Raw genomic sequence first — 11,934 nt, 5'->3', positions numbered from 1 at the left:
GATACCAGGTCGAAAATCGTCTCGTCCGACGCCGCCAGCCCGTCCGCCAGACTCAACTGACCCAGAACACGATCCGCCATCCCGAATCTCCCTGCTTCGACCAAATCACAGAATCACCAATCGGCTTCTGTGCAAAGGTCTCACACAAGGGGAGAAGGGGAGACGCTACGAGCGAGATCGTTTCACGTGAAACAGTACCCACCTATTCTTGGGCCCGTGTTTCACGTGAATCACCGCCGGTGCTCCTTCCCTTATGTTTCACGTGAGTCATTTTCCAATACAAAACTGCGAAAAAATCACATCGAGCATGTCTTCGACATCGACCGACCCAACGATTCGTCCGAGCCGATCCGCCGCCAGGCGCAGCTCCTCGGCCTGCAGTTCCTGGCCGCGATCACAACTGGCCACTGCTGCGAGCAGGAAGCGTTTCGTCTCGTTGAGCAGCTCGACATGCCGCAGCCGCGACGGCAGGATATCGCCGGCCTTGCCGATCTGGACTGCGGCACGACGCCCGATCTCGTCCAGCAGTTCGGTCAGACCCGTGCCGTCCCGCGTCGAGATAGCGAAATCATAGTGCGCCGCGGGCGAGGGCGATTTGCCCCCCAACAGGTCAATTTTTGTTCCGACCCTCAGCGCCTGAATGTCGCTCGTCAGCACACCGATCGCGATTGGGTCTGCCAGATCCTCCAGCAGCAACAGCAGATCAGCGCTGTGCGCCTTGGTCCTGGCTTTCTCGATGCCGATCGCCTCGATCATGCCAGGCGCCTCGCGCAGACCGGCGGTGTCGGTTACCCTGACCCGCACCCCTTCCAGGTCCAGTGCCACCTCGAGCAGGTCGCGGGTCGTGCCCGGCTCGTCGGTGACGATGGCCGCTTCGCGCCGCGCCAAGGCGTTGAACAGGCTGGACTTGCCGGCATTCGGCGCGCCGAGGATTACCACTTCGAACCCATCGCGAATGATTTCGGCAGCGCGGAAGCCGGCGACGTGGCGCTCTATTTCCCCGATCATCGCCCGGACATCGGACCAGACTGTATCGGCGACCGAGCCCGGCACGTCATCCTCGTCGGCAAAGTCGATCTCGGCCTCGATCATCGCGCGGGCGTGGATCAGCCGTCGGCGCCAGCCCAGATAGAGTTCGCTCTGCACGCCTTGGGCGTTGTGAACGGCAAAGCGCCGCTGCGCCTCGGTTTCGGCGTTGATGAGATCGGCCAGCGCCTCGGTTTCGACCAGATCGAGCTTGCCGTTGAGAAAGGCGCGGCGGGTGAATTCGCCAGGCTCGGCATGCCTGACGCCGTCGAAGGAGGCGATCGTTTCCAGCATCCTCGCCACAACGGCGCGCCCGCCATGCACATGGAACTCTGCAACGTCCTCGCCGGTAAAACTGTCGGGACCGGCAAAGAAGACGACCAGGCCGCTGTCCAGCACCGATCCGTCGGGCGCCCGGAACTTGCGATAGGTGGCAACGCGGTTTGACACCTTCGATCCCGCAATCGTTTCGACAGCGAATCGACTCTGCGGCCCGGAAATCCGGATCACTGCAATGCCGGCCGGCAGGCGCCCGCTCGACAGCGCCACGATGGAGTCTTTTGAAATCATTTGCCCGCTCTGCCGAAGCGCCCTAGCTATGCTTGTTCAATCCGCCATCGAGTAGCGCCGTGACATTGCCTGCACAAAACCTGCTTGCCGAAGAGGCCAGCCCCTATCTGCAGCAGCACAGCGGCAATCCGGTGCACTGGCGGCCATGGTCGCCCGCCGCTCTGGCCGAAGCAAAGGTGCTGCAGCGTCCGATCCTGCTCTCTGTCGGCTACGCCGCGTGCCATTGGTGCCACGTCATGGCGCATGAGAGCTTCGAGAACGACGAGGTCGCCGCCGTCATGAACCGTCTCTTCGTCAATATCAAGGTCGACCGCGAGGAGCGCCCCGACATCGACCAGATCTACATGGCGGCATTATCCTCGATGGGTGAGCAGGGCGGCTGGCCGCTGACCATGTTCCTGACGCCGGAGGGCAAGCCGTTCTGGGGCGGCACTTACTTTCCACGCGAAGCCCGCTACGGCCGGCCGGGTTTCGTCCAGGTGCTGGAGGCGGTTGACAAGGCTTGGCGGGAGAAGAAAGAAAGCCTCAACCAGAGTGCCGACGGCCTGACCACGCATGTCGAGACGCGGCTGGCGGGCAGCCATGGCAAGGCCGTGCTCGACCGCGGCATGCTGGCGAACCTCGCCAATGGCATTGACGGCATGATCGACCGCGATTTGGGCGGTCTGCGCGGCGCGCCGAAATTCCCCAACGCGCCGTTCATGCAGAGCCTCTGGCTGTCCTGGCTGCGCGACGGCACCGCATCCCACCGCGACACTGTTCTCCTAAGCCTCGAAAAGATGGTGGCCGGCGGCATCTATGACCATATTGGCGGCGGACTCAGCCGCTACTCGACCGACGCCGAATGGCTGGTCCCGCATTTCGAAAAAATGCTCTACGACAATGCCCAGCTCATCCGCTTGTGCAATTGGGCCTATGCGTCAACCGGCAAGGAATTGTTCCGGCTGCGAATCGAAGAGACGATTGCCTGGCTGTTGCGCGAAATGCGAGTCAAGGGCGATGCCTTTGCCGCCAGCCTTGATGCCGATAGCGAGGGCGAGGAGGGGTTGTACTACACCTGGAGCAGGGATGAGCTCGAAGCAGCCCTTGGCGACGATTCAGCATTGTTTTTCAAATACTTCACGCTTGCCGGTACGCATGGTTGGGAAGGCAAGCCGATCATTTGCCAGACTGATGCTCAACAGGCGCAGAGCGTCGTCGATCGTGACCTTCTCGTTCCGCTCAAGCAAAGGCTGCTGGCAGCGAGGGAACAGCGCGTGCGGCCCGGGCGTGACGGCAAGGCCCTGACCGACTGGAACGGCTTTATGATCGCAGCCCTTGCCGAGGCCGGACGGTCGCTTGGCCGATCCGACTGGATCGAAGCGGCGGCAGCGGCCTTTGCCGCAATTGCGGCTGCCGGACGTGACGGCCGCCTGCCGCATTCGATGCTCGGCGCAAAGAAGCTGTTTCCGGCTCTGTCGAGCGACTATGCCGCCATGGCCAACGCCGCCATCTCACTGTTCGAGGCGACCGGCAATCCCGACTATATCGATCGCGCCGGGAACTTCATTGAGCAACTCGATCTTTGGCACCGGGACAGCGACAAGACCGGCTACTATCTGACCGCGTCCGACAGCGCGGATGTGCCGATCCGCATCCGCGGCGATGTCGACGAAGCCATTCCTTCCGCTACCGGCCAGATCATCGAAGCCCTGGTCCGATTGTCGTCGCTTTCGGGCGATCTCGATCTCTGGGAAAAAGCCTGGACAGTCGCAGAGCACGCGGGCGGGCGGGCGGAGCACCAGGGCTATGGCCAGGCGGGTATAGTCAATGCCTGTGCCTTGTCGCTTGAACCGCTGAAGCTGGTGATCGTGGATAGACCGGAGAATCCAAGGCTTGTTCCGGTTGCGAATCGAAATCCAGACCCGCGCCGGGTGGACATCGTCGTGCCTGTTGGCTCGGCGACAAATCTGCCGGCCTTGCCAGGCGGCGTCATGCCGCCAACGGCCGAGCCCGGCGCCTGGCTCTGCACGGGGCAGGTCTGCCTGCCGGTGGTGACTAGTGCCGAGGAGCTTGAGCGGCTGTTGCACCGGCAATGAGTCCAACGCGGCTCCCCCTTCTCCCCTTGTGGGAGAAGGTGGCCGAGCGAAGCTCGGTCGGATGAGGGGTGTTCCAGCTTGGCGCCGACGGAGTTCCGTCCGGCACCCCTCAACCGGCTTGGCGCTGCGCGCCAATCCACCTTCTTCCACAAGGGGAGAAGGGAAGGACGGCGCCGGCCAACCCCCTACGTATTCATCGAATCGAAGAAATCCGCGTTGGTCTTGGTCTGCTTGAGCTTGTCGATAAGGAACTCGATGGCGTCGGTCGTTCCCATCGGCGCCAGGATGCGGCGCAGCACGAAGATCTTCTGCAGGTCCTGGCGCGGAACCAGCAGGTCTTCCTTGCGGGTGCCGGATTTGAGGATGTCCATGGCCGGATAGATGCGCTTGTCCGCCACCTTGCGGTCGAGCACGATTTCCGAATTGCCGGTGCCCTTGAACTCTTCGAAGATGACCTCGTCCATGCGGCTGCCGGTATCGATCAGCGCTGTCGCGATGATGGTCAGCGAGCCGCCTTCCTCGATATTGCGGGCAGCACCGAAGAAGCGCTTCGGCCGTTGCAGCGCATTGGCGTCGACACCGCCGGTCAGCACCTTGCCGGACGACGGCACCACGGTGTTGTAGGCGCGGCCGAGGCGGGTGATCGAGTCCAGCAGGATGACCACGTCACGGCCGTGCTCCACCAGGCGCTTGGCCTTTTCGATGACCATTTCGGCGACCTGGACGTGGCGCACCGCCGGCTCGTCGAAGGTCGAGGACACCACCTCGCCCTTCACCGAGCGCTGCATGTCGGTGACTTCCTCCGGCCGCTCGTCGATCAGAAGCACGATCAAATAGCATTCCGGATGGTTGGTGGTGATCGAATGGGCGATGTTCTGCAGCAGCACCGTCTTGCCGGTGCGCGGCTGCGCCACGATCAACGCGCGCTGGCCCTTGCCGAGCGGCGCCACCAGGTCGATGACGCGCGCCGAAATATCCTTGGAGGTCGGAACCTCCATCTCCATCTTCAGCCGCGAGGTCGGATAAAGCGGCGTCAGATTGTCGAAATGGATCTTGTGGCGGATTTTTTCCGGGTCGTCGAAATTGATCGTGTTGACCTTGAGCAGCGCGAAATAGCGCTCGCCCTCTTTCGGGCTGCGGATCGGCCCTTCGACCGTATCGCCGGTCTTCAGCGAGAACCGCCGGATCTGCGACGGTGAAATATAGATGTCGTCGGGACCTGGCAGATAGTTGGCATTGGCGGAGCGCAGGAAGCCAAAGCCGTCCTGCAGCACTTCGACGACGCCGTCGCCGATGATCTCGATATCCTGGGTCGCCAGCCTCTTCAGGATCGCGAACATCAGCTCCTGCTTGCGCATGACGCTGGCATTCTCGACTTCGAGCGATTCCGCATAAGCGATCAGCTCTGGCGGTTTCTTGTTCTTGAACTCTGTGAGTTTCATTTCTTGCATCATTAGACGGACTCTGAGTAAGCTTTGGGAAAAATATCGGCGGGATGCGACAAATGCCGGGCGCGGCCGAAGCGATAAATGGGCGGCGCATGACGGGAAGGAAGACCCGTCTTTTATCGTCGGTCGGTTGAAAGAGCAAGCCGCCTTTTGCGGGCAACCGAAGACGTCAGAACGGTTTCACGATAACCAGGACGACGATGACGATCATCAGCAATGTAGGGATCTCATTGACGATCCGCCAGTGCCTTGCCGATTTTTCATTGCGGTCTTCGGCAAATTTCCGGACGGCGCCGGCGAGATAGCCATGCACGGCCGACAGGCCAACCACCGCGGCGATCTTGGCATGCAGCCAGCCGCCTTGAAAACCAAAGCCTTTCCAGGCAAGCCACAGGCCGAATGCCCAGGTGATCACCATTGCCGGATTGATGATGCCGCGCAGCAGGCGGCGCTCCATCACCTTGAAAGTCTCCGACTGGACGGAGCCTTTTTCGGCATCGGCATGATAGACCAGCAAGCGCGGCAAATAGAGCATGCCAGCCATCCAGGAGATGACGGCAATCACATGGATCGCCTTTGCCCAGGGATAGAAATCATCGGGCCCGAACAGCAACAGCAGGCCGGCCAGCACCAGGAAAATGGCGATCGCGATTGCCGCGCGGCGCATCGCGCCCTTACCGGTGTTGGTGCCGTTCGCATTGTCCGCGCCCATCATCGTCACGATGCGCTCCGCACCAGCTTGACCATCCGCTCGACATGAGCGAGCGGCGTCTCCGGCGTGATGCCATGGCCGAGATTGAAGATCAGCGGCCCGTCGCCCAGCGCCTTCAGGATCGCCCCCACGCCGTCGTCAAGCGCCTTGCCGCCGGCTACAAGCCTCAGCGGATCGAGATTGCCCTGCACGGCGCCGTCACGCTGCAATTCCTTCGCCGTCGACAATGGCACGGTCCAGTCGAGGCCCAGCCCGGTCACGCCGGTCTTCTGGCGATAGCTTCGATAGTGATCTCCCGCGCCCTTGGGAAAGCCGATGATCGGAACATTGGGATGGGCAGCCTTCACTTGCCGGACGATCGAGGCCACTGGCTCGACGCAGAACAACTCGAAAGACGCTTCGTCGAGTACGCCTGACCACGAATCGAAGATCTGCACCACGTCGGCGCCGGCCTCGATCTGGCGGATCAGATAGGCAGCCGAATGATCGGCGAGCACCTTCAGCAGCCTAAGAAAGGCCGCCGGCTCGCGATAGGCGAACAGCCTGGCCGGCGCCTGGTCGGGCGTACCGTGGCCGGCAATCATGTAGGTCGCCACCGTCCAGGGCGCACCGCAGAAGCCGATCAGCGTCGTTTCATCAGGCAGTCTGGCGCGCAACCGCCGCACCGTCTCGTAGACCGGCTCGAGATTCACGTGAAACGTTTCGCCGTCGAGAGCCGCAATTTCCGCAGCCGTGATCGGCGTCAGCAGCGGGCCGCGTCCTTCCTCGAAGCGCACGTCGCGGCCAAGCGCATGCGGCACGACAAGAATATCGGAAAACAGGATCGATGCATCGAAGCCGAAGCGTTCGATCGGCTGCAGCGTCACTTCGACGGCGAGATCCGGGTCGTAGCAAAGATCGAGGAAGGATCCGGCCCGTCTCCTCGTCTCCCGGTATTCCGGCAGATAGCGGCCGGCCTGGCGCATCATCCAGAGCGGCGGCGGAAACGCCGCTTTGCCTCTCAACACGTCCAGCACGATCCGGTCTTGAGGCATTGAGCGCTCGCCTTTCCAGGCTTCCCTATAATTAAATATTCTATTTTTAGGAATCTTATGATTCTAAGAGTCTGTTGGTTGTGGTGGTTGTCTCCTGTCCCGCTTTGCCCTCGAAAAGACCAGCCAGCATATTGTCGCGCGCTTCTCCAACGGGATTGCAGGACTTTGTGGAAAACCGCGAATTTACGACTGAAGTCAATGCGTTGCCGCCAGGCCAGGGAAATTGCCCCTGTGGATGAAGCGAAGGCAAAAAGCTCCGTCCCCGGACTTGTCCCCAACCGCCCGGAGAAGCCGACAGCACATCGAATTGTGGACAAACCGGCATCTGATACAGTCGCTTTGCGGTGGCCGAGTTTTCCGCCCGGCTTATCCACATCGGCCCACAGCCTGGAATGTATCCTGTGAACAAACCGCAGAGCTTCTTTCATCTTCACCTGATTTCCGACGCCACCGGCGAAACGCTGCTGGCCGCCGGCCGCGCGGCTTCCGCGCAATACAAGGATGCGCGCGCCATCGAACATATCTACCCGCTCATCCGCACCGAAAAGCAGGTGACGAAGGTGTTCGAGGACATCGAGGAGGAGCCGGGCATCATCCTCTACACGGTGGTCGACCAGAAGCTTGCCCGCGGCATCGACGAACGCTGTGCGGCCATGGGCCTGCCTTGCGTCTCGGTGCTGGAGCCGGTGCTGACGGTGTTCCAGTCCTATCTCGGCACGCCTGCCGGCCGACGCGTCGGCGCCCAGCATGTGCTGAACGCCGAATATTTCCGCCGCATCGACGCGCTCAACTTCACCATGGAGCATGACGATGGTCAGCTGCCGGCCAATATGGACGATGCCGACATCGTGCTCGTCGGCATCTCCCGCACCTCGAAGACGCCGACCAGCATCTATCTCGCCAATCGCGGCATCAAGACCGCCAACATCCCGATCGTGCTCGGCGTGCCGGTGCCCGAAATCCTGGTCAATGCCAGGAGGCCGCTGATCGTCGGCCTGGTCGCCACCGCCGAACGCATATCGCAAGTCCGGCAGAACCGCATTCTCGGCACCAGCGCCTATGAGCCGACCGACTATGTCGACCGTGCCGCGATCGCCGAAGAGCTCACCTATGCCCGCCAGATATGCACGCGGCACGGCTGGCCGATGATCGACGTCAGCCGCCGTTCGATCGAGGAGACGGCGGCGGCCATCGTTGCCCTGCGCGGCAAGACGCGCTAGGGTTTGGGCGCTTGTGCTGTGGGTGGTCCTTACCTTCTCCCCTTGTGGGAGAAGGTGGCCGAGCGAAGCTCGGTCGGATGAGGGGTGTTCCAGCTTGGCATCACCTGCACTCCGTCCAGCACCCCTCAACCATCTTGGCGCTGCGCGCCAATCCACCTTCTCCCACAAGGGGAGAAGGAAAGATCAGGCGAAAAAAATGGCTGAAAAAATCATCCTTGCCTCGGGCAGCCCGTTCCGCAAGGCGCTGCTCGTCAATGCCGGCGTCACTGTCGAAGCGGTTCCGGCTTCTGTCGATGAGCGCGCGCTCGAGGCGCCGCTGCAGAATAGTGGCGTGTCGCCGGAGGACGTCGCCCTGGTGCTCGCCGAAGCCAAGGCCACCGACGTCAGCGAGCGCAAGCCCGGCGCCCTAGTGCTCGGCTGCGACCAGACGCTGTCGCTCGGCGACGAGCTGTTCCATAAGCCGGCCGACATGGAAGGAGCGCGCCGTCATCTGCTGGCGCTGTCGGACAAGACGCATCATCTCAACAGCGCCGTCGTGCTCGGCCGTGACGGCCAGGTTCTGTGGCGGCATGTCGGCATCGCCAGCCTGACCATGCGCAAGCTCGATCCGGCCTTCATCGGCCGCCATCTTGCGCGCGTCGGCGCCAAGGCGTTGTCCAGCGTCGGCGCTTACCAGATCGAAGGCGAAGGCATCCAGCTGTTCGAAAAAATCGAAGGCGACTATTTTACTATTGTCGGCCTGCCACTTTTGCCGGTGCTGGCCAAGCTGCGTGAGTTCGGGGCGATCGATGGCTGAGGCCACGAAAAAGGCGTTTGTCACGGGCCACCCGATCGCGCATTCCAGGTCTCCGAAGATCCACGGCTACTGGCTGGCGAAATACGGCATCGGCGGCGTCTACGAGGCCATCGACGTTGCACCAGAGGCGTTTGCCGAATTCCTGCAGACGCTGCAGGCACAAGGCTATCGCGGCGGCAACGTCACCATCCCGCACAAGGAAGCCGCCTTCGCTTTGGCCAAGCGGCGTGACGCCGACGCCGAACAGATCGGTGCGGTCAACACGCTGTGGTTCGAGGATGGCGAATTGTGCGGCGGCAACACCGACGCCCATGGCTTTGCCGCCAATCTGGACGAATATGCACCGGGCTGGGCGGCCAACGGCCGCGCCGTGGTGCTCGGCGCCGGTGGCGCCGCTCGCGCGGTTATTCATGCGCTGAAGCAGCGCGGCATCAGCGACATCCGCATCGTCAATCGGACGCTTGCGAGGGCGCAGGAGCTGCGCGACCGCTTCGGTGCCGGCGTCTCCGCCCATGGCATGGCGGCGACCGGCGAATTGCTCGAAGATGCCGGCCTGCTGGTCAACACGTCAGCGCTCGGCATGCATGGCAATGAACGCCTGTCCGCCGATCCCCGCAGACTGCCGGACGGCGCCATCGTCACCGACATCGTCTACGTGCCGCTGGAGACGCCGCTGCTTGCCGCGGCCAAAGCGCGCGGCCTGAGAACCGTCGATGGGCTCGGCATGCTGCTGCACCAGGCGGTGCCCGGCTTCGAGCGCTGGTTCGGCATCAGGCCAGAAGTCACCGCCGAACTGCGGCAAATGATCATCGCCGATATCGGCGCGATAAAATGATCGTGCTCGGCCTCACCGGATCGATCGGCATGGGCAAATCGACCACGGCCAAGATGTTTGCCGAAGCCGGCGTGCCGGTCCATGATTCCGACGAGGCTGTGCATCGCCTTTATGCCGGCAAGGCCGCGCCCTTGGTCGAGGCGGCCTTTCCCGGCACCACCAGATCCGGTGCGGTCGACCGCGCGGCACTGGCGGAGCGGGTGCTCGGCGACGCCCCCGCGCTGAAACGGCTGGAAGCGATCATCCACCCGCTGGTCCGTGCCGATGCCGATGCGTTCCTGGCTGAACATCGTGCCGCCGGCGCGCCGCTTGCCGTGCTCGATATACCGCTGCTGTTCGAGACCGGCGGCCGCGATCGCGTCGACAAGGTCGTGGTCGTCACCGCGCCGCCTGAAGTCCAGCGCGCCCGCGTGCTGGCGCGGCCGGGCATGAATGAGGAGAAACTGGCGTCGATCCTGGCCAGGCAGGTTCCCGACGCCGAAAAGCGCCGGCGCGCCGACTTCGTCATCGACACCGGTCAGGGTTTTGACGCCGCTCGCGCGGCCGTCAAGGCCATCATCGCCGAACTAGTCGTGGATAAGGCAGCCAGGCCTGGTTAAGAGGCTTGCAGACTCACATTACTTGTTGCCATTTTGTTCCTGGTGTGATTCGGCTAGAATGATGCCGGAACCAGTGGACTGATTCGATGCGTGAGATCATCTTCGATACGGAAACCACCGGCCTCGACGCGCGCGAGGACCGCGTCATCGAGCTTGGCGGCGTCGAGTTGGTCAACCGCTTCCCGACCGGCCGAACCTTCCACAAATATATCAACCCGCAAGGCCGCCAGATCCATCACGAGGCGCAGGCCGTGCACGGCATCAGCGCCGCCGATCTTCAGGGCAAGCCGACTTTCATGGAGATCGCCGAGGAGTTTCTGGCCTTCATCGACGGCGCCAAGCTGGTCGCGCACAATGCCGGCTTCGACATCGGCTTCCTCAATCTCGAATTCGGCCGGCTTGGTCATCCGGCCATCGATCCGGGACGGATCGTCGACACGCTGGCGCTGGCGCGCCGCAAGCATCCGATGGGCCCCAATTCGCTCGACGCGCTCTGCCGCCGCTACGGCATCGACAACGGCCGCCGCACCAAGCACGGCGCGCTGCTCGATTCGGAATTGCTGGCCGAGGTCTATATCGAGCTCATCGGCGGCAAGCAGGCAAGCCTCATCCTCGACAGCATCCTGACTCCGGCGGGCGGCAGGCAGAATGTCGACGACATCGATATTTCGATCGGCGTGCGGCCGATCGCCTTGCCCGCGCGCCTGACCGACGCCGAGCGCACAGCACACGCAGGCATGGTTGGCACATTGGGCGAAAAGGCGCTGTGGCTGCGGGTCGTCCCGGAAGCGAGTTCCGCGGCATAGTGATTTTGACCGGAGTGATCCTTCGCGCCCCCCTCTGTCCTGCCGGACATCTCCCCCTCAAGGGGGGGAGATTGGCAGACCCAGCGCCTCGCTCATTCCTGCGGCGATGAAGGATTGGCGAAGGCTGACGTGAAGTCCGATCTCCCCACTTGAGGGGGAGATGGCCGGCAGGCCAGAGGGGGGTACTTGTCCCGCCGGCGTCTCAAACAAAAAACCCGGCGCAAGGCCGGGTTTTCCACACTCAAGCGAGACAACCGCTTTAGCTCACCTTGACCTTGGCGGCAGCCTGGTCCTCGGCCAACTTCTGCTGGAACATCTGCGCGAAATCGATCGGGTCTAGCATCAGCGGCGGGAAGCCGCCATTGCGTGTTGCCTCGGCGATGATCTGCCGGGCGAACGGGAACAGCAGCCGCGGGCATTCGATGAACAGGATCGGCAGCATGTGCTCCTGCGGGAAGCCGCTGATGGAGAAGACGCCGCCATAGACCAGTTCGACATTGAACAGCACTTCCTGGTCGAACGACGCTTTGGCGTTCAGCGTCAAATTGACGTCGAACTGCTTGTCGGAAAGCGGATTGGCGTTGACGTTGACATTGATGGCGATGCCCGGAGCCTTGTCGCGGCCGCGCAGCGAGTTCGGTGCGCCCGGGCTTTCGAAGGACAGGTCCTTCACATATTGCGCAAGCACGTTGAGCGAAGGCTGCGCCGCATTTCCATTACCGTTGGCTGCGCCGGTCGGCGCGTCGTCGTTGCTGGCCATAAGCTGTGGTCCTTTTGCCTGGGCAGCGTTGCTGACCGGATTGAAATTCG

At 62.5% G+C, this 11,934-nt stretch carries 11 protein-coding genes; 6 read left to right on the top strand and 5 right to left on the bottom strand.

All coding sequences use genetic code 11. From position 1 onward, the window contains the following. Positions 1-267: 267 nt before the first annotated feature. Positions 268-1,596, bottom strand: coding sequence for a tRNA uridine-5-carboxymethylaminomethyl(34) synthesis GTPase MnmE (gene mnmE, locus NKI47_RS17230; RefSeq protein ID WP_352591897.1), 1,329 nt, complete (start codon positions 1,594-1,596; stop codon positions 268-270). Between the two features lie 59 nt (positions 1,597-1,655). Between mnmE and NKI47_RS17225 the strand changes: the two genes are divergently transcribed. Beyond that, positions 1,656-3,674 carry a thioredoxin domain-containing protein gene (locus NKI47_RS17225; protein ID WP_352591894.1) on the top strand — a complete coding sequence of 673 codons (2,019 nt, stop codon included), beginning with the start codon at positions 1,656-1,658 and terminating at the stop codon, positions 3,672-3,674. Positions 3,675-3,859: 185 nt separating this feature from the next. On the opposite strand, the gene rho is transcribed toward NKI47_RS17225, so the two are convergent. The 3 genes from rho to hemE form a co-directional block, all read right to left on the bottom strand. Continuing rightward, the gene (rho, locus tag NKI47_RS17220; RefSeq protein ID WP_023675925.1) at positions 3,860-5,125 is read right to left on the bottom strand and encodes a transcription termination factor Rho; all 1,266 of its coding nucleotides are present in this window, start codon (positions 5,123-5,125) and stop codon (positions 3,860-3,862) included. A gap of 166 nt (positions 5,126-5,291) precedes the next feature. Then, entirely contained in the window at positions 5,292-5,837 is a 546-nt protein-coding gene (hemJ, locus tag NKI47_RS17215) for a protoporphyrinogen oxidase HemJ (RefSeq protein WP_031211566.1), read from the bottom strand. A 2-nt stretch (positions 5,838-5,839) separates the two neighbouring features. Next, a complete protein-coding gene (hemE, locus tag NKI47_RS17210) occupies positions 5,840-6,868 on the bottom strand; it encodes a uroporphyrinogen decarboxylase (protein WP_023675923.1) in 1,029 nt (342 codons plus the stop codon). 401 nt (positions 6,869-7,269) lie between these two features. On the opposite strand from hemE, the gene NKI47_RS17205 reads away from it, so the two are divergent. From NKI47_RS17205 to dnaQ, 5 genes are all read left to right on the top strand, one after another. Then, on the top strand, positions 7,270-8,088 hold the full coding sequence (locus NKI47_RS17205) for a pyruvate, water dikinase regulatory protein (protein WP_023675922.1): 819 nt from the start codon (positions 7,270-7,272) through the stop codon (positions 8,086-8,088). A gap of 196 nt (positions 8,089-8,284) precedes the next feature. Further along, complete coding sequence (locus NKI47_RS17200; RefSeq protein WP_023675921.1) at positions 8,285-8,884, top strand: Maf-like protein; 600 nt, start codon at positions 8,285-8,287, stop codon at positions 8,882-8,884. Beyond that, positions 8,877-9,719, top strand: coding sequence for a shikimate dehydrogenase (locus NKI47_RS17195; protein WP_352591891.1), 843 nt, complete (start codon positions 8,877-8,879; stop codon positions 9,717-9,719). The genes NKI47_RS17200 and NKI47_RS17195 overlap by 8 nt, the downstream gene beginning before the upstream one ends. Next, entirely contained in the window at positions 9,716-10,318 is a 603-nt protein-coding gene (gene coaE / locus NKI47_RS17190; RefSeq protein ID WP_023675919.1) for a dephospho-CoA kinase, read from the top strand. Before NKI47_RS17195 ends, coaE begins: the two co-directional genes overlap by 4 nt. Before the next feature lie 86 nt (positions 10,319-10,404). After that, on the top strand, positions 10,405-11,124 hold the full coding sequence (dnaQ, locus tag NKI47_RS17185; RefSeq protein WP_023675918.1) for a DNA polymerase III subunit epsilon: 720 nt from the start codon (positions 10,405-10,407) through the stop codon (positions 11,122-11,124). A gap of 259 nt (positions 11,125-11,383) precedes the next feature. On the opposite strand, the gene secB is transcribed toward dnaQ, so the two are convergent. Beyond that, positions 11,384-11,884 (bottom strand): protein-export chaperone SecB, encoded by a 501-nt coding sequence (gene secB / locus NKI47_RS17180; protein WP_023675917.1) that lies wholly within the window; start codon positions 11,882-11,884, stop codon positions 11,384-11,386. Between the last annotated feature and the right edge of the window lie 50 nt (positions 11,885-11,934).

The sequence above is a fragment of the Mesorhizobium sp. M0633 genome (assembly GCF_040320645.1).
GTDB lineage: Bacteria > Pseudomonadota > Alphaproteobacteria > Rhizobiales > Rhizobiaceae > Mesorhizobium.
The sequence above is the reverse complement of the archived record's forward strand: the minus strand, read 5'-3'. Positions and strand labels throughout refer to the sequence as shown.